The following is a 20,263-nucleotide window of genomic DNA, read 5'->3' on the forward strand; positions in this document are numbered from 1 at the left end:
AACCCACCCCCCCTAAACCCCGGCGGGGCCCCCACGCCAACGGGGATGGTTAACAAACCCCCCGGCCCGGGCCCCCCCCCCGGGGCCGCCCCCCTTCAGCGCAGGTGGTCAGTGCCCTGGGTTTCAGAAGCAGGCGGTCAGTGCCCCGCTTGCTCCACGCTGGACTTGCGCGGCAGCAGGTACGCCAGCAGGAAGGTCAGCACCAGCAGCCCGATCTCGACCCAGATGGTGACCTGCATCGCCGAGCCGAAGCTCCACTGGCTCTTGAGCAGGTTGAAGAAGAGCGTGCCGAGCAGGGCACTGCCGAGCGCGCCGCCGAGCTGCTGGGTCGCGGTCAGCGTGCCCGACGCCGAGCCGGACTCGTGCGGCTCGACGCCCGAGAGCACGATGTCGAAGAACGGCGCCATGGTCAGGCCCATCCCGATGCCCACGAAGGCCAGGCCGGGGGACAGCTGCCAGGGGCTGACGTCGGTGCCGACCAGGTGGATGGTCAGGCCCAGCACGCCCGCGCCCACGGCCATGACCGCGGTGCCGATCTGCAGCAGGCCGCGGCCGAGCTTCTCCTGCAGGCCCGACATGGCCAGGCCGAAGCCGATCACGCCGCCGATGGCCTGCGGCAGACCGGTGAGGCCGGCCTTGAGCGGGCTGTAGCCGAGCCCGACCTGGGTGTAGAGGGTGAAGACGAGGCTGAGGCCGATCATGCCGGAGAAGAAGGCCAGCCCGGCCACCAGCCCGCCGGTGAAGGCGCGCTTGCGGAACAGGCTCGGCGTGACCAGCGGGTCCTTTCCGGAGGCGGCACGGCGGCTCTCGTACCGGCCGAAGATGGCGAACAACACGATCGAGGCGGCCATCGACACGAACGTCCAGGCGGGCCAGTCCAGCTCGCGGCCCTGGATGAGCGGGAAGATCAGCAGGAACGCGGCGGCCGAGACCAGCAGCATGCCGACCAGGTCGAGCCGGGTGGCGTTGGAGAGCCTGAACTCCGGCAGGAACCGCATCCCGGCCAGCGCGGCGGCCAGCCCGAGTGGCAGGTTGATCAGGAAGATCATGCGCCAGCCGGTGCCGAACAGGTCGGCGTCGATCAGCCAGCCGGCCAGGATCGGGCCGCCCACGGACGAGATCGTCATGACCGGGCCGAACATGCCGAACGCCTTACCCATCTCCTGCGGCGGGAACATCTCCTTGATCAGGCCGAGCCCCTGCGGCAGCATCACGGCGCCGAACAGGCCCTGCACAACGCGGCCGGCGATCAGCATCTCCGGGTTCGCGGCGATCCCGCACAGCAATGAGGCGGCGGTGAAGCCCAGGGCTCCGATCACGAACATGCGCTTGCGGCCGTAGAGGTCGCCGAGCCGTCCACCGGTGATCAGGCCGACCGCCATGGCCAGCGTGTAACCGGCCACCAGCCACTGCACCAGGCTCGACGAGCCGCCCAGATCCTTCTGGATGGTCGGTGCGGCGATGGAGGTGACCAGCGCGTCCAGCAGGTCCATGACCTCGGCGGCCAGGATGACGAACAGCGCGACCCAGCGCCAGCGGTAGGGCTGGACCTCCGAGTCCGCCTGGGGGGCGGTGACGGTCATGAGGACTCCTTGGTAGAACACCGTTTTCTACTACGAACACTGTTCGCTACGAACACCGTTTTAGTAGCGAACGGCGTTCGTGTCAAGTACAGTGTTCGTCATGGGAAGCAGCGAGAACGTCCCGACCCCGCCATGGCGCAAGGCGCGTAAGCCGGTTCAGCTCAGGCGGCAGCTGAGCCAGGACCTGATCGTCGAGACGGGATTGCGGATCCTTGACGCCGAGGGCCTCGACGGGCTGAGCATGCGCCGCGTCGCGCAGGAGCTCGACACCGGGCCCGCCTCGCTCTACGCGCACGTCGCCAACAAGGAGGAGCTCCTGGAGCTCATCTATGACCGGGTGCTCGGCGAGATCCACCTGGCCGAACCCGATCCGGCCCGCTGGAAGGAGCAGTTGCGCGAGTACGCGATCGAGTGTCACCGGGTGCTGGGCAGCCATGCCGACGTGGCCAGGGCCGCGCTGGCCAGCATCCCCGTGGGCCCGAACGCGCTGCGGATCGCCGAATACGTCTTCGGCCTGCTCATCGACGCGGGCATGGCGCCGCGTGACGCCTCGCTCGCCGTCGACCGGATCTCCCTCTACATCACCGGCGACGCCTTCGAAGGCTCGCTGCACTTCGGCAGGATGCGGGCCACGGGTCTCGGCCTGGAGGAATACTTCAAGTCGTTCGTCGGCCACATCGAGAGCCACTACCGCGCTCTGCCCGCCGAGCGGTTCCCGCACATCGCCGCGCACGTCGACGATCTGATCGCCGACGACGGGCGGGCGCGCTTCGAGTACGGCCTCGATCTGATGATCGACGGTCTCGAGGCCCGGATGCCTTAGGCCGACCGGCCCCGGATTCCCTAAGCCCAAGGGCCTAGGGCTGGCGCCCGATGTGCTGAGCAGGGTGTTCGGCATAGTTTGCCGGGCATGACCGCAACTCTTGAAGCACCTCCCGTCAGTGTGGTGTCGGCGAAGTACCGGGCGCTCAGCGTGGGGCTGGTGGCGCTCGTCATGTTGGTGGCGTTCGAGGCGATGGCGGTGGCGACGGCGATGCCCGTCGTGGCGCGCGAGCTCGGCGGCATGCACCTGTACAACCTGGCCTTCAGCGCCACCCTCGCGGCCAGCGTGATCGCCACCGTGCTCGGCGGCAGGTGGAGCGATGTGAAGGGCCCGCTGCCGCCGGTAGCCACCGGCGTGGCGGGCTTCGTGGCGGGACTGCTGGTGGCCGGGTTCGCGCCGAACATGGAGGTGTTCGTCGCCGGACGGTTCATTCAGGGGCTCGGCGCGGGCCTGATCCAGGTGGCCCTCTATGTGCTGGTGGCGAGGGTCTATCCGGGTGAGATGCATCCCAGGGTGTTCGCGCTGTTCTCGGCCGCGTGGGTGGTGCCGTCCATGGTCGGCCCGGCGATCGCCGGATTCGTGGTGGAGAACGCCGACTGGCGGTGGATCTTCCTCGGCGTCTCCCTGATCGTCGTGCCCAGCGCGCTGCTTCTGTGGCGCGGCACCGCGGGCGCGGGCCTGCGCGGCGGCGAGGCCGAGCCCGCCCCCGGCCTCGGGCGCAAGCTGGTCTGGGCCACGCTGACCGCCGTCGCCGCCGCGCTGATCCAGTACGGCAGCGCGCTCCAGCTCCGCGGCCTGCCCCTGCTCGCGGCCGGGATCGTCCTGCTGGCCGTGTCCCTGCCCCGGCTGCTGCCCCGCGGCTCGCTCCGGGCCGCCCGCGGGCTGCCGAGCGCCCCCGTGCTGCGCGGCCTGGCCTACGGCTCGCTGGTGGCGGCCCAGGTTCTCATCCCGCTCATGCTGATCAGCGAGCGTGGCCTGACGCCCACCGGCGCCGGCATCGTCCTGACCGTCGGCGCGCTCGGCTGGTCCACCGGATCCTGGATCAAGGGCCGCGGCGCCATCAGTCACCTGGTCGCGCTGCGCGGTGGCGCCATCATGGTCGCCACCGGCATCGCGCTGATGTCGCTCCTGCTGATCGACTCCGTGCCGATCGCCCTCGCGTACGTGGCCATGGCCATCTCCGGGCTCGGCATCGGCGCGCTGCACCCCACGGTGTCCGTACTGGTGCTGGAGATGTCCGCGCCGGGAGAGGCGGGCCAGAACACCGCGGCCCTCGGCGTCGGCGAGTCCGTGTTCACCGTCGTCGCCGTCGCGGTCACCGGAGCCCTGTTCACCGCCACCGGCGAGACCTATCTGGTGGGCCTCGCCTTCACCTTCGCCCTCGCCGTGCTGGCCGCCGTCATCGCCCCGCGTTTTGCCCAGCACACGAAGGCAGGCACACTGGAAGGAGTCATTTCTTAGCTTCGTCGCAGAGGGGGGTACATGCCGCGAGTGCGGGAGCTAGAGGTCTTCCGGCTGGTCCTGCCGTACGGCAGGCGGTCGGAGAGCCTGCTCGTCAAGCTCACCGACTACGCCGGCATGACCGGCTGGGGTGAGGCGCTGGATCCCCAGCCCAAGACCTGGGCCCGGTTGGAGGAGTCGCTGGCCGCCCAGCTCATCGGCGTCGACTGGGAGCACCCCGACGCCGTACTGAGCGGTGACCCGGCCGTCGACATGGCCTGCTGGGACCTGTGGACCAGGATGCGCGGTGTGCCGCTCGCCGAGGCGATCGGCGGCACCCGCACCTCCCTGGTGGCCACCGTCCGGCTCGAACCCGACCCGTCGCTCGAAAGCCTGGTCTCACGGGTCAACCAGCAGGTCTGCGCGGGCTACGGCCACGTGACGCTGGACGTGCGGCCCGGCTGGGACGTCGAGCCGGTGCGGGCCGTACGCCTGGCCTATCCGGCTCTGACGCTGGCCGTCGACGGCGGCTGCGCCTACTCCGAGGGCGGGCAGCTCGCGGCGCTGGACTCGTACGGCATCGAGGTCATCGAACGGCCCTTCCCCGTCGGCGACGTCTACGCGCACGCCTCGCTGCAGGACGAGGTGGCGGCGTCGGTGGCGGTCGAGGTGCGCTCGTCGGCGGAGCTCGACGACTACCTGACATTGCGGGCCGCGCGAGTGCTGATCCTGCGGCCCACCGCCTTCCCATCGCTCAGCGAAGCCCGCCGGGCGCATGACCGGGCCGCCGCGGCCGGCTGGGACATCCAGTGCGCGGGCGGTCAGGGCGCCGGACTGGCCCGGGCGGCCACGGTGGCGCTGGCCAGCCTGCCGGGGTGCACGCTGCCATGCGACGTGACGCAGCCGCCGCGCAACAACCAGATCGTGACGCCGATCGTGGGAGCGAACGGCGGGGTGGTGGCGGTGCCGCTGACGCAGGCGGGGCTGGGGCACGTCATCGACGAGGCCAGGGTACGCCGGATGGCCAAGGACTCGTTTCTCGCGTGACGGCTATGTGATCTAGCCCCCCTACCTTTATCCCGAAATTTCGAGATAAAGGGGCTTGATGTGGGCGATGTACCGGCGTTAACCAGGTGGCGGACGCTTGTCGCCATTCTGCGCTTGAACCCGGGGGGTTTGGGGCCGGAGTGGCTGCAACTGCTCGTCCGCCTGGCCGCTGTCGGGGCTGTGGGCGGCGGGCTCCTGTACGTGCTGTGGCCGCTCGGCTTCCTGGCGCCGCTGTTGGGGGTGCCGGCCCTCGCTACCTGCCTGATCGTCGGAGCGATGGCTTGGCGGCCTCGGCTCAGATGGAGACACCCACGCCTGCCTCTGGACGATCATCAGCGACTGCGTCGCGTCCTCGACTCGGCGTCCGAGGCGGCCGGCTGGCCTACATCCGTCAAGGTTCGCCTGAGCCCCAGGCCGCGCATGGCGGCCTGGCCCGGCCGACGCGGCAGCTGCCTTCTCTACCTGGGCCTGCCGCTGCTCATGGGGCTGGACGAGGATGACCTGCGCGCGCTGATCATCAGGGAGATGAACCTCGTCCCGTCGGCGTCCTGGCAGGTCCGCTGGCTCCTCCGCCTCAATTTCCTTGACCTCGATCGGGAGGCGGAGGGCAAACCGCTGCCACAAAGGGAATGGCTGCGTGTGCACGCCTACCGGATCCGCAGTGACCTCTGGTCGGCGACAGCCGAACTGGTGGGACGCGACGTTCTGGCCCGCGCCACGCGGCGCGCCTTCATGGTCAACAGTGCCTTCTACTGGTACCTCGAGCGGTACGCGGGCCCGGCGATGTCGCCTGACATGGGTTACGTCTCCGACACCTATCAGAGCTTCCTGTGGAAGATCAGGGAAGACGGCTTGCTCGGGCGGATGCAGCCGAATGTCGACTCCTACGTGGCGGAGGATTTCGATCGTCACGAGGCGAGGCTGCTGGAGGAGCTCGGATGGAACGCCGGTGAGCCCGTCGACCCGGTAGCCGCCGCGGTCGTCGACGGTGTCACGGAGCAGCTGGAACGCAGGCTCGGGCAGGTTGTCCTGTGGGAACGCACCAAGGCCGCCGGCCCGCGCATTCCCTTCCACTCCCTGCGTGACATTCCCTGGGACGGATGGGGTTCGCTTCAGGCGCAGTGGCGGGACCAGGTCATCGTTGCCGCGAGCAAGTTGCTCGGACGGGAGGCCACCGAACGGGACGTCGTCCAGCTGGCCGTCGACGGCCGGGCGGGGGAGCTCTCCTGGTGGCACGCCGACCTCCCGTGTCCTCATCCGAGCCCGGCCGTGTGCGCGCTGATCCCGTTCTTCGACATCGAGTTGCGGCGTTTGGGGTACGTCGCCCCGGTTCTCCAGCAACGCAGCTTTGTCGGGCCGCTGGGCGATACGGTCGACTTGGTGGCACTGGCCGACAGAGCGGGGCGCGGCCTGCCGTACGGGCTCGAACTTGGAGGACCTTTGACGGAGCGGGACCGGGACGAGGACTCCCGGCGGCTGGCGGCTGAGTCACTGGCGGCCGGTGATCCGACGGGGTGGTTCGAGCGCCTGTACGCGGAGTCGGCGACGGGTCAGGCGATCGTCCCGTGGGACTCACAGACACCCCACCCACTGCTCGTCGAGTGGCTTCCTTCGGCGTCGGACTCGGCGTCGGGCTCGGGCTCGGGCTTGGCGTCGGCTTCCGGTTCCGGCTCGGGCTCGGGCTCGGGTTCCAGCCCTAGCCTCGGCTCCAGCTCCAGCCCCAGCCCCGCCTGGGCGGGCTCTGGAGCGGAAGCAGGGATCGGCCCGGGAGTGGGTCGGCGAGCGCTGGTGGTCGGGTGCGGGCTGGGGGACGACGCCGAGTACGTGGTGAGGTTCGGCTACGACACGGTTGCCTTCGACGTCAGCGAGTCGGCCGTACGCCTGGCCCAGGAGCGCTTTCCGGACTCCACGGTGGACTATCGCGCAGCCGACCTGCTCGACCCGCCCACCGAGTGGCGCCACGCGTTCGACCTGGTGGTGGAGATCATGACCGTCCAAGCTCTGCCGGAGCACCTCCACGCGCGGGCCATCGACTCGGTCTCCGGCTTCGTCGGGCCGGGCGGCACGCTCCTGGTGATCGCCTCGGCCCGTGAGGAGGGCGGCCCGGTGTTCGCCCCGCCGTGGCCCCTCACGCCGTCCGAGATCGCGTCCTTCGCGTCGGAGGGCCTGGTCACGGACCGCATCGAAGACCTCCGCGACCCGGAACGCCACCGCTGCCGCGCCACCTTCCACCGCCCCGCTGTCAGCGAGTAAGACCGCGGCAGTGCCAGCGAGGAAGACCGCCCCGCGGTCAGCGAGGGAGGCCGTGGCGGCGCCTGCGAGGAAGACCGGGGCAGGGCCAGTGGGGAAGACCGCGGCAGCGTCAGCGAGGAAGACCGTGGCATTCCTCCCCTTTAGGGGTGGCCTCTATCATTCGTTGGCGTGTCCCCATATCTCGCCAGTGAACTCCGTGAGAGCGCGCGGAGCCGGAACGGCACTCGACCGAAGGGGCCCGGCCTGCCGCACGTCGCGGACATGACCGACCCCTCGGACCTGCCGCTGCGCCACTATCGGCCCGCCGCCGAGCTGCGCCCCCTGATGGTGTTCGTGCACGGTGGCGGATGGGTCTTCGGTGACCTGGAGACGCACGACAGGACCTGTCGCCGCATCGCCAAGGAGTGCGATGTCGAGGTGCTGGCGGTGGACTACCGGCTGGCTCCGGAGCATCCGTTCCCGGCCGCGATCGACGACGTCGTCGACGTGCTCCGCTGGGCCGGGCCGGTGGCCGTGGCGGGCGACAGCGCGGGGGATATCTCGCTGCCATGGCCTGCCTGCGGTTGCGAGACGAGGGCGGCCCGCTGCCTGCCGTACAAATCTTGATATGTCCGAACACCGATCTCACGCTCTCCCAGCCGAGCGTCGCCGAGAAGGGGACAGGCTATGGGCTCGACGCCGACATACTGAGCTGGTTCGTCGCCCAGTGGATGCCGGACCCGTCTGGGCGCCGGTCGGCGAGTCTCCTGCACCAGCCGGACCTGTCCGGTCTGCCGACGGCCCTGGTGGTGACCGCCGAACACGACGCGCTGCGCGACGAGGGCGACGCCTACGCCCGCCGCCTGGCTGAAGCCGGAGTCGACGTCACGCACCGGACAAGCGGCAAGCAGCCGTCTTGGACGGTCAAGCCCACACTGCGCGTGCCGTGTGGAACCTGCTGCATGAGTTCACGACCTTCCGTCAGGGCCGCCTTGCGTTCTTGAAGGAGTGCGACGCGGCGATTCGGCAGGCCCGCCATGAGATCGGGTGGATGGGGCTGCTGCCCGCTCAGGCCGCGCAGGCGGTGCTGAAGATCTACCGGCAGGCGTGGGCGAACTTCTTCAACCCCGACCACCCGGCCGAGCGGCCGACGTTCAAAGGCCGGTTCGGGTGCCGGATGGCCGTGGACGTCCCCCAGGCTCGCGACTTGCAGATCGCCAGGATCAACCGCAGGTGGGGTGCGGTGAACCTGCCCAAACTCGGGCGGGTGAAGTTCCGGTGGACCAAAGACCTGCCCGGCCTCACCAAGGGCGGACCACCGGGGAGGATCACCGGGGCTCGACTGGTGAAAGACGCCCACGGGTGGAGCATCGCCTTCCGTACCGAACTGCTCGTCTCCGCTCCCGTGCCGCACATCGGGCCGAAGGCCGGCATGGACCGGGGCATCGCGGTCCCGCTGGCTCTGTCCAACGGGGAGCATCTTCGGCACGGCCCGTGGCTGTCTGGCGGGCAGCGTGAGCGGTTGTTGCGGTTGGAGCGCAAAAGCGCCCGTCAGCGTGCCGGCCGCGGCAAAGGCGACCCGGTCTCCAACCGGGAGCGTCGCACCTATGACCAGATCGCCTGTCTCCGCGCGACAGCCAAGCGCCGAGCCGTCGACTGGCAGCATCAGAGCACGACCGACCTCGCGCGGCGGTTCAGCGCGATCGTGGTCGAAGATTTGAGAGTCACCAGCATGATGGCCTTGGCGTCTGGGACGGTGCAGGAGCCGGGGCGAGGCGTCGCTCAGAAGCGGGGCCTGAACCGCTCGATCGCGGGTCAGGCGTGGGGCCGGACGGTGGAGTTGCTGACCTACAAGGCCGCCGACCGTGGCGGTCTGGTCGCCAAGGTCGACCCGCGCGGCACCAGCCAGGAGTGTCACCGCTGCCACACCACCACGAAAGGGTCACGCGAGACGCAGTCGCGGTTCGTGTGCAAGAACCCGGCGTGCGGATGGATTGGCAACGCTGATACCAACGCCGCCCGAAACCAGCTTCATCGGTACAACTCTGCCGCCGGATGGGCGGTCACAGGACGTGGAGACTCCGCGATAGCGGGGCCGGTGAAGCGTCAAGCATCCTGTCCCACAGTCTCGCCCGCACCCGCGCTGCGAGCTGCTGCCTAAGCAGCACAGGAACCCTCCACAATTTATGTGGAGGAGCACGTCAAACGCGGCATGTCTTCCGGCCCGGCCTGATCGACATGCCGCCCCGTTCCGCGAATCTGTGGCCGCGCGATCCGGAGCCGCTCGTTCGGGGCTCCTGGGACGCCGACATCATCGACGAACTCGCACCCGTAGAGGGCGACCACGTCATCGACAAGAACCGCTACGACGCCTTCCTGTACACCGATCTCGAGGTACTACTCCGCGGCCTGGGGATCAAGCGGCTGCTCGTCGCCGGCATCCTGACCAACGTCTGTGTGGAGACCACGGTGCGCTCCGCCGACCAGCGCGGCTTCGACCCCTAAGTGGCCAGCGACTGCACGACCGCCTACGGAGAGGCGCGCGACCCGGCGCTGGCCGCGATGTCCGTGGTGTTCGCCACGGTCGGCAAATGGCGCGAGCTGTTCGACCTGGTGGGCGAGGAGTAGGCGGCCCACTGCGCGGACGGGCCGGCCGACTTCAAGCCGTCCGCGGGCCGTGTCAGCAGCGGCGGGTCCAGTGCTTGCGGGCCCAGACGTTGCGGCACTTTCTTGACGGCTTCCCGAGATAACCGTCGTCGGTCCGCGTGCAGACGCCGTTCACCGTTTCTGTGCACTCATTGGTGGCGACGCACTCATTGTTGATAGTCGTGGTGCAGTATTCCATCTCGCCATCGCTCTCCTCGTCCTCGGGCTCGGGCTCGGGGGCGTCCGGATCCTCGTAACCGATCGCTGCCTTGGCGGCGTCGCCGCCTTTGCTGCGAGCGCTATAGGCCTCCGCGTACGGCTCACGGAAAGAGCCGTCGTCGGCTTTCTTGCCCATCGCCGGAACGGTGCCGTCGATGCGGATGTAATACCAGCCGTATCCCTTCTCGCCGTCGTCGCACCTGATGTTCGCGAACCGGATCCGAGTAGCCTTTCGCACGCAGACCTTCACGCGGTCGTCGACGTCGGCGATCATCGCGTCCGAGCCGCTGCCGCCCTTGGCGGGAGCTCGGTACGAGTCGCCTCGTGGCTGTTTGAACGAGCCGTGCTTGGCCTTGGAGCCGGTGGCGGTCACCCGCGCGTCCAGCGAGAAGAAGTACCAGGCGGCGCCGGGCCGCGCGTCGTCACAGGGCCGATAGTTGATCCGCAGGCGCGTCTTCTTGTTGACGCAGATCTCGAAGTAGCCCGCGTCGTCGTCTTCCGCCGAATCCGCCGAATCCGTCGTATTCTCCGGCGCTGATTGATCGGCGACCGGATCAGCGGTTTCGGCCGGTGGCGAGGTGGTGGTGCATCCGGCGATCAGGAGCACGGAGGTGAAGAGGAAAACGAGTCGTAACGGGATGGGCGACAAAGGACCTCACATGGTGCGACGACTGGGACCCCGATTTATCAGAGGTACGTTAGCGTAAAAGCGTCCGCCACCGTGGTGACGGGCGCTTCGGGTGTGTCGCATCGCGAGCGAGAATGGCCGCCTAAATCAGCGCCGCTTCCAATAGGAGCGCACCGGCGCCCAGTAGGGCGGCGTCCCGGCCGGCCCGCGCCGGGGCGATCTCCAGGTCGCGGGTCGCCAACGGCAGGCAGCGTTCGTACACCGCCGCCCTGATGGAAGTGATCAGCGGTTCGGCCGCCGACAGGCTGCCGCCCACCGCGATCACGTCCGGGTTGAAGAAGTTGACCAGCACGGTGAGGACCTCGCCGATCCGCCGCCCCGCGCCCCGGACCAGGCTGGTGGCCTCGGGGATCGCGTCGTCCACCAGGCTCACGATGTCCGCGGGACGGGCCACGGTGATCCCGGCGTCCGCGAGGGCCGACATGAGGGCGGCCCCGCTGGCGTACGCCTCCAGGCAGTCGGGGTGGCCGCAGGCGCACAGGACGGACGAGTCGGAACGTACCCGTACGTGGCTGATGTCGCCCGCCGCGCCGCGGCCCCGGTGCAGGTGGCCGTTGACGATCACGCCGCAGCCGATGCCGGTCCCGGCCTTGAGGACCATGAGGTTGTCGCAGCCGGGCCAGTGCCTGGCCTCGCCGGCGGCCATCAGATTGGCGTCGTTCTCGACGAGGATCGGCAGGTCGTAGCGCAGACCCAGGTGCTCGGCGACGGGGAACCCGTTCCAGCCCGGCATCCGCGACGGCGTGACCACCCGGCTGGTGGCCGGGTCCACCGGGCCGGGGATGCCGGTGCCCACCCCGCGCAGCGGCACGTCATCCGGCACATGTACGGCCAGCAGCTCGTCGAAGGCGTCCGACAGCAGGTCCAGCGTGGCCTCCGGACCCCGGGCGATCTCGCAGGGCCGCTCCTCGATCACCACAGGGGCGCCGCTGAGGTCGAGCAGCCCGAGCCGCGCGTGGTGCGCGCCGAGGTCGGCGACCGCCAGCACCCCCGCCGACGGCGACAGGCGCAGCCGCCTGGGTCGCCGCCCGCCCCGTGAGGTGCCCGAGCCCTCCTCGCCGAGCAGGCCCAGCGAGATCAGCTCCTCGACCCGGAGCGAGACGCTGGAGGCGGCCAGCCCGGATAAGCGGGCGAGGTCGGCCCGCGACTCGGCCCGGCCGGTGGCCACGAGACGCAGCAGGTCTCCCTGTGCCCCGCTCACGGGCAGCCGCTGGTTCATGCTGAGAGGAATATCATGTCCGGACTTCCTGCGACAACGTATTGACTTCGTACGAAATCTCCCACTACGTTCCGCTTCATCTTCGATTTCGAAGGAAGTGGATGGTCATGAAGAGACTTGTCGCTGCCGTCGCCGTTTCCCTGTTAGGCCTGGCGGCCTGCGGCGAGACGAGCAGCCCCGCCGTGCCCGGAGGAGAGACCAAGAAGGACGACGTCCTCGCGCAGGCGCCGGTCGCGGCCGCCGCGGACATCCTGCCCGGCTCCACCATGGAGAAGATCAAGCAGCGCGGCGAGCTGATCGTCGGCGGCTCGCTGGACGCGCCGTTGCTCTCCCAGCAGAACCCGGCCACCGGCCAGGTCGAGGGCTTCGACGCCGATCTGGGCAAGGCGCTGGCCAAGTACATCATCGGCCAGCCCAAGGTGAAGATCGTCAACTCGGCCTCGGAGACCCGTGAAGCGCTGCTCGCCAACGGCACCGTGGACGTCGTCTTCCAGACGTACACGATCACGCCGGAACGGGCGAAGCAGGTGGCGTTCGCCGGGCCGTACTACACCTCCGGCCTGACCATCGCGGTGAAGAAGGGCGCGACGGGCATCGCCAAGCCCGAGGACCTGAACGGCAAGAAGGTCCTCGCCGGCGCCAACACGCCCGCCATCCCCGCGATCAAGAAGTTCGCGCCGCAGGCGGAGATCATCACGTTCGGCAGCGACCCGGAGTGCCTCCAGGCGCTCAAGCAGGACCGGGGCGTCGCCTACGTCCAGGACGAGACGCTGCTGATCGCCGACGCCAAGAAGGATCCGTCGATCCAGATCGTCACCAAGCCCTTCACCGTCGACCCCTACGGCATCGGGCTCAAGCACGGTGACGACCAGTTCAAGACGTTCACCAACGCCTGGCTGAAGAAGATGCAGGACGCCGGGGCCTGGCAGAAGATCTGGAAGAACTCCATCGGCACGGTCGTCGTGGGCGACGCTCCGCAGCCGCCCCAGATCGGCTCCGTGCCGGGGTCCTGATGTCCGTCCTCCTCGACCACCTGCCGGAGCTGTGGCAGGGGCTGCTTGTGACGTTCCAGCTGACCGCCGCGTCGTTCCTCGGCGCGGCGGTACTGGGCGTGCTGGTCACCGCCCTGCGGGTGAGCCCGGTACGGGTGCTGCGCGCCCTCGGCACCGCGTACGTGGAGACCTTCCAGAACCTGCCGCTGCTGGTGCTGCTCGTCCTGGCGTTCTTCGGGCTGCCGGAGATCGGCATCAAGGCCGACCTGCGGGTGACGGCCATCGCGGTGATCGCCGTGTACGAGGCCGCCTACATCGGCGAGGCGCTGCGGTCCGGGGTGAACTCGGTGGCCAAGGGACAGGGCGAGGCGGCCCGCGCGATCGGGCTGACGTTCGCCCAGTCGCTGCGGCACGTCATTCTGCCGCAGGCACTGCGTACGGTGGTGCAGCCGATCGGCAACATCTTCATCGCGCTCACCATGAACACGGCGCTCGCGGCGGCCGTCGGCGTCGTCGACCTGACCGCGGCGGCCAACCGGGTGAACCTCCTCGAGGCCCAGCCCATCCCGATCTTCGTCGGCGCGGGCGCGGCGTACGCGCTGATCGCCGCGTGCGCGGGCTTTGTGACCGGCCGGCTCGAACGACGACTGGCGATCCTCCGATGAGCGCTGGGAGTAAGGCCATGAGCACCGCTCTGTTCGACGAGCCGGGTCCCCGGGCGCGGCGGCGCATCCGGATCGCGACCGTCGTCGGCGTACTCGCCGCCCTCGCGCTGCTCGCGCTGGCCGTCCGGCAGTTCGCCGCCAACGGGCAGCTCGACGCCGCACGCTGGCAGCCATACGCCACCTGGCCCATGTGGCGCTATCTCCTGACCGGGTTGTGGTCCACCGCGCTGGCCGCGGTGGTCTCGGCCGCGCTGGCGATGGCGCTCGGGCTGGTGCTGGCCCTGGGCCGGCTGTCGCGCCACCGTTTCCTGCGCGTCCCCGCCGCCGCCTACGTCGAGGTGGTCAGGACCATTCCGGCGCTGCTGCTGGTGTACGTGGTGCTGTTCGCGCTGCCGAAGTACGGGCTGGACCTGCCGCTGTTCTGGAAGCTCGTGGTGCCGCTGTCGGTGTCGAACGCGGCGGCGTTCGCCGAGATCTTCCGCGCCGGGATCCGCTCCATCGAGCGCGGCCAGGGCGAGGCGGGCCTGGCGGTCGGCCTCACCCACGGTCAGACCATGCGCCTGATCGTGCTGCCGCAGGCCGCTCGCCGGGTGCTGCCGTCGATCGTCAGTCAGTCGGTCGGGCTGCTCAAGGACACCGCGCTCGGGTTCGTCGTCAGCTACGCCGAGCTGCTCTACAGCGGCAAGGTCCTGGCCGCGTACAACGGCTACCTCATCCAGACCTACCTCGTCGTCGCGCTGGTCTACCTGGTGGTCAACGCGTCGCTGTCCAAACTGGCCCGTACGCTGGAGGCCCGCCGGCGAGCTACCCCCGCCATCCCCAGAACCAGAAGGAGATTCGCTCGTGCCTGAACTCGCCCTCCTCGCCGAGGTAGTGCGCTCCGGATTCGTCGAGAGCGTCCACTACGGCAGCGCCGTCGGCCTCGACCCGTCGGGCCGGGCCGTGGTCGAGCTCGGCCGGGTAGAGGCTCCGGTGCTGCCCCGCTCGTCGGCCAAGCCGTTCCAGGCGCTGGCCTGCCTGGTCGCGGGCGCCGCACTGAGCGGGCCGCGCCTGGCGATCGCCGCGGGCAGCCACACGGGCGAGGACTTCCACGTACGGCTGGTGGGCGAGCTGCTGGCCGACTACGGGCTGGACTTCGGTGCGCTCGGCTGCCCGGCGACCTGGCCCGAGGACCAGGCCACCATGCACGCGCTGATCAGGCAGGACCAGGGCGTCTCCCGCGAGCGGATGAACTGCTCGGGCAAGCACGCCGCGATGCTGGCCGCCGCCGTGGCCAACGGCTGGGACGTGGACTCCTACCTGGCCGCCGAGCACCCGGTGCAAGTCCGGGTGCGCTCGGTAACCGAGGACCTGGCGGGGGAGAAGGCCGCCCACGTGGCCGTGGACGGCTGCGGGGCGCCCCTGTTCGGGCTCTCGCTGACCGGCCTGGCGCGGGCCGTACAGGGGCTCGTGCTGGCCGCGCCCGGCAGCGCGCCGCGCCAGGTGGCCGACGCGATGCGCGAGCACCCCGAGTACGTCGGCGGGACCGGCCACCAGAACACCGAGCTCATGCGGGCCCTGCCCGGCGCCCTGGCCAAGGGCGGCGCCGAAGGCGTGCTGGTCGTGGCGATGGAGTCCGGGCACTCGGTCGCGGTGAAGGTCATCGACGGCAGCCCGCGCGCCACCACGGTCATCGCCCTGTCCGTGCTGCGCGAGATGGGCTGCGAGGTGTCCTCGGCCGCCGCGTTCGAGAGCGTGGCCGTGCTCGGCGGCGGCGCGCCGGTCGGCCGGATCGTCACAGCGAGCCGCACCCCTCGGTAAGGGTCTTGGTGGGGTCGCTCTCCTTCTTCTTAGGAGATGGCGATTTGGTGGACTTAGGTGTCGACTCCGGAGAAGCGGTCGCCGCAGTCGGCCGCCCGCCCGCCGAATCGCGGATGGCCTTCTCGGTGATGGAGCGGATCTTCGCCCAGTCCGGGGAGACGGTGCTGATCAGCGGCGGCACGAACTGGATGCTCGTCACCTTGGCGTTCTTGACCTGCAGCGCCAGCGGCACCAGGTGCTTGAGCATCGGCCGGGGGATGTCGGTCCTGATCAGCTCCTTGGTGGCCCCGGCGATCCGGTTGAACCTGGTCAGCACCGTCGCCGGGTCGGCCTGGTCGAGCAGCGCGCCGATCACGCACCGCTGACGCCGCATCCGGGTGAAGTCATCGCTGTAGGTACGCGAGCGGGCGTACCACATGGCGTCGGCGCCCTTCAGCTTGCGCGTGCCCGCCTTGACCAGGCCCTCGTTGTAGCGGCCGAACACCACGTCCTGCTCGACCGTGAGCGTGACCCCGCCGATCGCGTCGATCAGCCGGGCGAACCCCCACATGTTGACCAGGGCGTACCAGTCGACCTTGAGCCCGAGGGTGTAGCCGATCGTGTCCATCAGCACCTTGGGGCCCTGGTGCTGCTTGCCGCCGAAGATCTCGGGGTGCGCGTCGGCGTACTCCCAGACGCTGTTGAGCAGGTCGCTGCGGCCGCCGCCCGGGTCGGGCGGCAGGCGGAACCCGTTGGGGAAGTGCTGGGCCATCGGCGTGCCCGGACGGAACCGCACGTTCTCCAGGTTGCGTGGCAGGCTGACCAGCACGGTGTTGCCGGTCTTCACGTCGACGGTGGCCACGTTCATGCTGTCGGTGCGTACGCCGATCCGGTTGTCGTCGGCGTCGCCGCCGATGAGCAGGATGTTCACCCTCGTACGGCCCGCCCACGGGTCCTCGGGGCGGGTCGTCGTCTCTTCGGCCTGCGGCTCGGGGGGGCCCTCGTTCACGAAGATGTCGTTGAGCGCGTTCCGGGACGTCCAGACGTAGCTCGTGACCATCCCGAACGGCAGCACGACCACCACGGCGAGCAGCCCCGCGAACGTGCCCACCAGGACCTGCCCGGCCTGCGGCAGACTGCCGGGCCGCAGCACGATGAACGAGTGGACGATCAGCGCGAACCACGCCACTCCGAGCACGACGGCGCCGGCGGTGATGCCCGTCAGCCAGCTGTCCTGGGTCAGATCGCCCAGCAGGTTGTCGGTGCTCAGCCTGACGGCGAGAAGGGCGAGCAGCCCCGCCGCGTAACAGCCGAGCAGTATCAGACCCGTCTTGCGCCATCCGGCCCGCAGATGCGCAGCTCCCGGCGCGAGCGCGGCCAGCACCAGCCAGCCGAGAACCGCCGCGGCGCTCACCGGTTTCCTTGCCTGCTTCACGCCATCCCCGTTTCCCCGCGAACTTCACCGTAGGCCGAATCGCGGCGGCAGCCTACGGACAGAATGCGAAATATGTCTTTAGGGGAGAGTGAACATTAGTAACCGAATAAGATTCGGCCTATGTCCTTCTCCCAGATCGACTACGGCGTGACCAGCCGGGTCGCCACGATCACATTGAAGCGCCCCGAGAGGCTAAACGCCTTCACCTTTGCCATGCGCGGAGAGTTGATAGAGGCGTTCGACCTCGCGGACGCCGATGACGACGTACGCGCCGTCGTGGTCACCGGCGCCGGCCGGGCCTTTTGTGCCGGGGCAGATCTGGGCGGTGGCGGCGACACCTTCAGCCGCCGCGAGTCCGGCGAAGGCGAACTCGTCGACGGCGCGCCGCGCGACGGCGGCGGCACGGTCGCGCTACGCATCGCCCGGTCGCTCAAGCCGGTCATCGGCGCCATCAACGGCCCCGCCGTCGGCGTGGGCGTCACGATGACGCTGCCGATGGACGTCCGGCTGGCCGCCGACACCGCGAAATTCGGCTTCGTCTTCGCCCGCCGAGGGATCGTCACCGAGGCCGCGTCGAGCTGGTTCCTGCCCAGGCTCGTCGGCATCGCGCAGGCCATGGAGTGGGTGGCCACCGGGCGCGTGTTCCCCGCCTCCGAGGCGCTGGAGGGCCGTCTGGTGTCCCGCGTACTGCCCGCCGAGGAGCTTTTGCCCGCCGCCTACGCTCTGGCCCGGGAGATCGCCGACAACACCTCCGCCGTGTCGGTCGCCGCGATCCGCAGGCTGATGTGGTCAGGGCTGTCGGCCTCGTCGCCCTGGGAGGCGCACGCGGCCGACTCCCGGCTGATGGCCGAGCTCGGGTCCGCGCCCGACACCGTGGAGGGGGTGACGGCGTTCCTGGAGAAGCGGCCGGCCGAGTTCCCGATGAAGATCAGTGAGGACCTGCCGGGCGGTGTGCCGTCATGGCCGGTAAATCCTTATCGTGTCTAGCATGTACGACACCACCGTTCTGTCCATGCCGCCCGACTTCGAAGGCGACGTCGTAGCGACGCTGATCTCCCGCCGAGCCGGTTCCCGCAGGGCGGTGCTCTATCTTCACGGGTTCACCGACTACTTCTTCCAGGACCACCTCGCCGACCACTACCTCGGCCGTGGCATCGACTTCTACGCCCTCGACCTGCGCAAGTACGGCAGGTCGTTACTGCCGCACCAGACCAGGGGCCTGGTCAGGAGCGTCACGGAGTACTTCCCGGAGATCGACGAGGCCGTACGCGTCATCAGGCGCGACCACGACGAGCTGACGATCAACGCGCACTCGACCGGCGGCCTGGTCGCGCCGCTGTGGGCCGACCGCGTCCGCGGCCAGGGCCTGGTGCAGGGGCTCGTGCTCAACAGTCCGTTCTTCGACCTGAACGTGCCCGCTCCGCTCCGCCTGGCCGCCGACCTGCTCAAGACGCCGCTGTCGTACTCCAGCCGGGCGCTGCCGCTGGGCGTCAGCTTCGCGTACGGCCAGAGCCTGCACCGCACCGAACAGGGCGAATGGGACTACGACCTGGAACTCAAGCCGCTCGGCGGCTTCTCCGTGCACGCCACCTGGCTGGCCGCCATCCGCCGGGCGCAGCGGCGGCTGCACGCCGGGCTGGCCGTGGACGTGCCGGTCCTCGTGCTCGCCTCGGCCACGGGCCTGCGGGTACGCGACTTCGTCCCCGAAGCCCGCTCGGCCGACACCGTACTCGATCCCCGGCACATCGCCCGCTGGGCCACCTGTGTGGGCCCGCACGTCACCTGCGTACGCATCCCCGACGGCATGCACGACCTGGTGCTGTCGGCCGAGCCGGTGCGCAAGCAGGTGTTCGCCGAGATCGACCGGTGGCTGAACGCCTTCGTCTACCAGACCGGAGGCTGAGCGCCTTCGGCTACCAGGGGAACGCGAACAGCCCGTAGTAGGCCGCCGCCACCAGCAGCAGCCCCGTGCCGCCGAGCACGCCCGCGATCGCCACGTGCTGCCAGCGGCTCGGCCGCATGCCCTCCCGCAGCCCCGCCACGACCGCCGCCACCGCCGTGACCTCCTGCACCAGCATCAGTACGGCCAGCACCCGCACCACCAGCCAGCCGGCCAGCACGGCCGGCCAGGCCCCGGCCTGGTTCACCGAGAACAGCACCAGCACCGTGATGAACGCCAGCACCGAGACCAGCAGCCCCAGCCCCGTCCACGCCATCCGGCGCAGCCTCCGCCTGATCGGCGGCCAGAGCCTGGCGTTGGTGTCGGCCGGGGTCTGCCGGCGGCCACGCAGGCGTACCACCATCGCGGCCACGGGGCCCGCCACGTAACCGACGGCGGCCAGGCAGATCGTCAGCCCCAGCATCGTGCCGCCCGCGTACCACGGAGCGGCGGGGACGTCGCTGGCCTCGAAGCGCTGCACCGGCGTCGTGCCCGCCACGTGCAGCTGGGGCCGCGCCGTGCCGGGCAGGCCGATGATCCAGTTCGCCAGCGTCTCCAGGTAGCCGTGCGCGAACGGGCCGCCGTTGATCCGCATGGCGTGGTCGGCCTTGTCCATGAAGCGGATCGTGTACTGGTCGTTGCCCGCCGCCTTGAGCGCGGTGATCAAGGACTGGGACGACTCCACGAACGGGATGGACGGGTCCATCGTCCCGTAGAACGCCAGCACCGGCTGCCTGATCTGGCGCAGCGCGGGCATCGCGTCGTAGCGGAGGAAGTTGAAGCCCACCCCGCCCATCGCCCTGGTGAGCAGGTCGCGCACGCCGATCGGCGCGCGCAGGCGCTGCAACTGCTCGTTCAGCGCCCAGGCCACCTGCCTGAGCGGCGACACGTTCGGCGAGGACACCAGCACCGCGAACCCCACGTCGCGGCTCTTGGCCGCCGCGATGGGCACCACCCAGCCGCCCTCGCTGACCCCCCACAGCCCAGTCCGGTCGGGGTCCACGTCGGGACGCGTGCGCATGTACTCGACCATGCGCAGCGCGTCGTCCGCGAGCAGCCCGAAGTCGCGGTCGCGGAAGTTGTAGCCGACCGTCCGCTTGTCGAAGGCCAGCGTCACCACGCCCGCCTTGGCCAGGAACTCCGCCTGCGGCGTGAACTCCGTCCGCGAGCCGTTGCCCGACCCCGACACGAACACCATCGCCGGATGCCGTCCCGGCGTCGTGGGGGCGCGGACCGTTCCGAACAGAGTCTGGCCCTCAGCCGGGAGCGAGATCTCCTCGCGGTGCACGGGAGTCACCGCGACCACGGGCCGCAGTTCGTTCGCGGGCTGGGGCGGAAGCGCCTGCATCGTGTGATCGGCCTGGAGTGGCGGAGGGTTGAACGCGGGTGGCAGAACGTAGCCGACTGCGGCCAGAGCCACCAGCACCAAACCTGCGGCGACGCTCACGGTGCCACGGCCAGTGCGCATCGGCCTCCCCATGTGGGTTGAATTGCCCGCCGATCTTTCAGCCTACTCCTGAGACGTGTGACGCAGGGGACCGCATTTGTCGGTGAGA

At 69.8% G+C, this 20,263-nt stretch carries 18 protein-coding genes and 1 pseudogene; 14 read left to right on the top strand and 5 right to left on the bottom strand.

Annotation, left to right across the window (positions count from 1 at the left end; translation table 11 throughout):
* Positions 1 to 137: 137 nt before the first annotated feature.
* Positions 138 to 1,583, bottom strand: a complete 1,446-nt coding sequence (locus tag AB0L53_RS15745) for an MFS transporter (protein ID WP_363993578.1) — start codon at positions 1,581 to 1,583, stop codon at positions 138 to 140.
* A 100-nt stretch (positions 1,584 to 1,683) separates the two neighbouring features.
* Between AB0L53_RS15745 and AB0L53_RS15750 the strand changes: the two genes are divergently transcribed.
* From AB0L53_RS15750 to AB0L53_RS15785, 8 genes and pseudogenes are all read left to right on the top strand, one after another.
* The gene (locus tag AB0L53_RS15750) at positions 1,684 to 2,406 is read left to right on the top strand and encodes a TetR/AcrR family transcriptional regulator (RefSeq protein ID WP_363993580.1); all 723 of its coding nucleotides are present in this window, start codon (positions 1,684 to 1,686) and stop codon (positions 2,404 to 2,406) included.
* 87 nt (positions 2,407 to 2,493) lie between these two features.
* Positions 2,494 to 3,867: an MFS transporter gene (locus AB0L53_RS15755; RefSeq protein ID WP_363993582.1), complete on the top strand. Its 1,374-nt coding sequence runs from the start codon at positions 2,494 to 2,496 to the stop codon at positions 3,865 to 3,867.
* A gap of 21 nt (positions 3,868 to 3,888) precedes the next feature.
* On the top strand, positions 3,889 to 4,893 hold the full coding sequence (locus AB0L53_RS15760) for an enolase C-terminal domain-like protein (protein ID WP_357960291.1): 1,005 nt from the start codon (positions 3,889 to 3,891) through the stop codon (positions 4,891 to 4,893).
* A 114-nt stretch (positions 4,894 to 5,007) separates the two neighbouring features.
* Complete coding sequence (locus AB0L53_RS15765) at positions 5,008 to 7,146, top strand: class I SAM-dependent methyltransferase (RefSeq protein ID WP_363993584.1); 2,139 nt, start codon at positions 5,008 to 5,010, stop codon at positions 7,144 to 7,146.
* A 324-nt stretch (positions 7,147 to 7,470) separates the two neighbouring features.
* Positions 7,471 to 8,129 (top strand): annotated as a pseudogene (locus AB0L53_RS15770) (alpha/beta hydrolase).
* Positions 8,042 to 9,286, top strand: a complete 1,245-nt coding sequence (locus AB0L53_RS15775) for a transposase (protein WP_363993586.1) — start codon at positions 8,042 to 8,044, stop codon at positions 9,284 to 9,286. Before AB0L53_RS15770 ends, AB0L53_RS15775 begins: the two are co-directional and overlap by 88 nt.
* Positions 9,181 to 9,630: an isochorismatase family cysteine hydrolase gene (locus tag AB0L53_RS15780; RefSeq protein WP_363993587.1), complete on the top strand. Its 450-nt coding sequence runs from the start codon at positions 9,181 to 9,183 to the stop codon at positions 9,628 to 9,630. Before AB0L53_RS15775 ends, AB0L53_RS15780 begins: the two co-directional genes overlap by 106 nt.
* Positions 9,631 to 9,753: a hypothetical protein gene (locus AB0L53_RS15785; RefSeq protein WP_363993589.1), complete on the top strand. Its 123-nt coding sequence runs from the start codon at positions 9,631 to 9,633 to the stop codon at positions 9,751 to 9,753.
* A 52-nt stretch (positions 9,754 to 9,805) separates the two neighbouring features.
* Here the strand turns inward: AB0L53_RS15785 and AB0L53_RS15790 are convergent, their stop codons facing one another.
* Together AB0L53_RS15790 and AB0L53_RS15795 are read right to left on the bottom strand one after the other, a co-directional pair.
* The gene (locus AB0L53_RS15790) at positions 9,806 to 10,597 is read right to left on the bottom strand and encodes a hypothetical protein (RefSeq protein WP_363993591.1); all 792 of its coding nucleotides are present in this window, start codon (positions 10,595 to 10,597) and stop codon (positions 9,806 to 9,808) included.
* A gap of 163 nt (positions 10,598 to 10,760) precedes the next feature.
* Positions 10,761 to 11,897 (bottom strand): ROK family protein, encoded by a 1,137-nt coding sequence (locus AB0L53_RS15795; RefSeq protein ID WP_363993592.1) that lies wholly within the window; start codon positions 11,895 to 11,897, stop codon positions 10,761 to 10,763.
* A gap of 107 nt (positions 11,898 to 12,004) precedes the next feature.
* Between AB0L53_RS15795 and AB0L53_RS15800 the strand changes: the two genes are divergently transcribed.
* Genes AB0L53_RS15800 through AB0L53_RS15815 form a run of 4 tightly spaced genes read left to right on the top strand, consistent with a single transcriptional unit; the run spans position 12,005 to position 15,354 of the window.
* Positions 12,005 to 12,910: a glutamate ABC transporter substrate-binding protein gene (locus AB0L53_RS15800; protein ID WP_357960267.1), complete on the top strand. Its 906-nt coding sequence runs from the start codon at positions 12,005 to 12,007 to the stop codon at positions 12,908 to 12,910.
* Positions 12,910 to 13,554, top strand: coding sequence for an amino acid ABC transporter permease (locus tag AB0L53_RS15805; RefSeq protein WP_357960264.1), 645 nt, complete (start codon positions 12,910 to 12,912; stop codon positions 13,552 to 13,554). Before AB0L53_RS15800 ends, AB0L53_RS15805 begins: the two co-directional genes overlap by 1 nt.
* 17 nt (positions 13,555 to 13,571) lie before the next feature.
* Positions 13,572 to 14,405 carry an amino acid ABC transporter permease gene (locus AB0L53_RS15810; protein WP_363993595.1) on the top strand — a complete coding sequence of 278 codons (834 nt, stop codon included), beginning with the start codon at positions 13,572 to 13,574 and terminating at the stop codon, positions 14,403 to 14,405.
* Entirely contained in the window at positions 14,398 to 15,354 is a 957-nt protein-coding gene (locus AB0L53_RS15815) for an asparaginase (RefSeq protein ID WP_363993597.1), read from the top strand. Before AB0L53_RS15810 ends, AB0L53_RS15815 begins: the two co-directional genes overlap by 8 nt.
* On the opposite strand, the gene AB0L53_RS15820 is transcribed toward AB0L53_RS15815, so the two are convergent.
* The gene (locus AB0L53_RS15820) at positions 15,329 to 16,747 is read right to left on the bottom strand and encodes an LCP family protein (protein WP_363993599.1); all 1,419 of its coding nucleotides are present in this window, start codon (positions 16,745 to 16,747) and stop codon (positions 15,329 to 15,331) included. The genes AB0L53_RS15815 and AB0L53_RS15820 overlap by 26 nt on opposite strands.
* A gap of 141 nt (positions 16,748 to 16,888) precedes the next feature.
* Here AB0L53_RS15820 and AB0L53_RS15825 point away from each other — a divergent pair, with 141 nt between their 5' ends.
* Entirely contained in the window at positions 16,889 to 17,755 is an 867-nt protein-coding gene (locus AB0L53_RS15825; protein ID WP_363993601.1) for an enoyl-CoA hydratase-related protein, read from the top strand.
* Between the two features lies 1 nt (position 17,756).
* Positions 17,757 to 18,671 (top strand): alpha/beta hydrolase, encoded by a 915-nt coding sequence (locus tag AB0L53_RS15830; protein WP_358436689.1) that lies wholly within the window; start codon positions 17,757 to 17,759, stop codon positions 18,669 to 18,671.
* 10 nt (positions 18,672 to 18,681) lie between these two features.
* Here the strand turns inward: AB0L53_RS15830 and AB0L53_RS15835 are convergent, their stop codons facing one another.
* Positions 18,682 to 20,175, bottom strand: coding sequence for a prolyl oligopeptidase family serine peptidase (locus tag AB0L53_RS15835; RefSeq protein WP_363993603.1), 1,494 nt, complete (start codon positions 20,173 to 20,175; stop codon positions 18,682 to 18,684).
* Between the last annotated feature and the right edge of the window lie 88 nt (positions 20,176 to 20,263).

Source organism: Nonomuraea sp. NPDC052129 (assembly GCF_040680095.1).
GTDB lineage: Bacteria > Actinomycetota > Actinomycetes > Streptosporangiales > Streptosporangiaceae > Nonomuraea.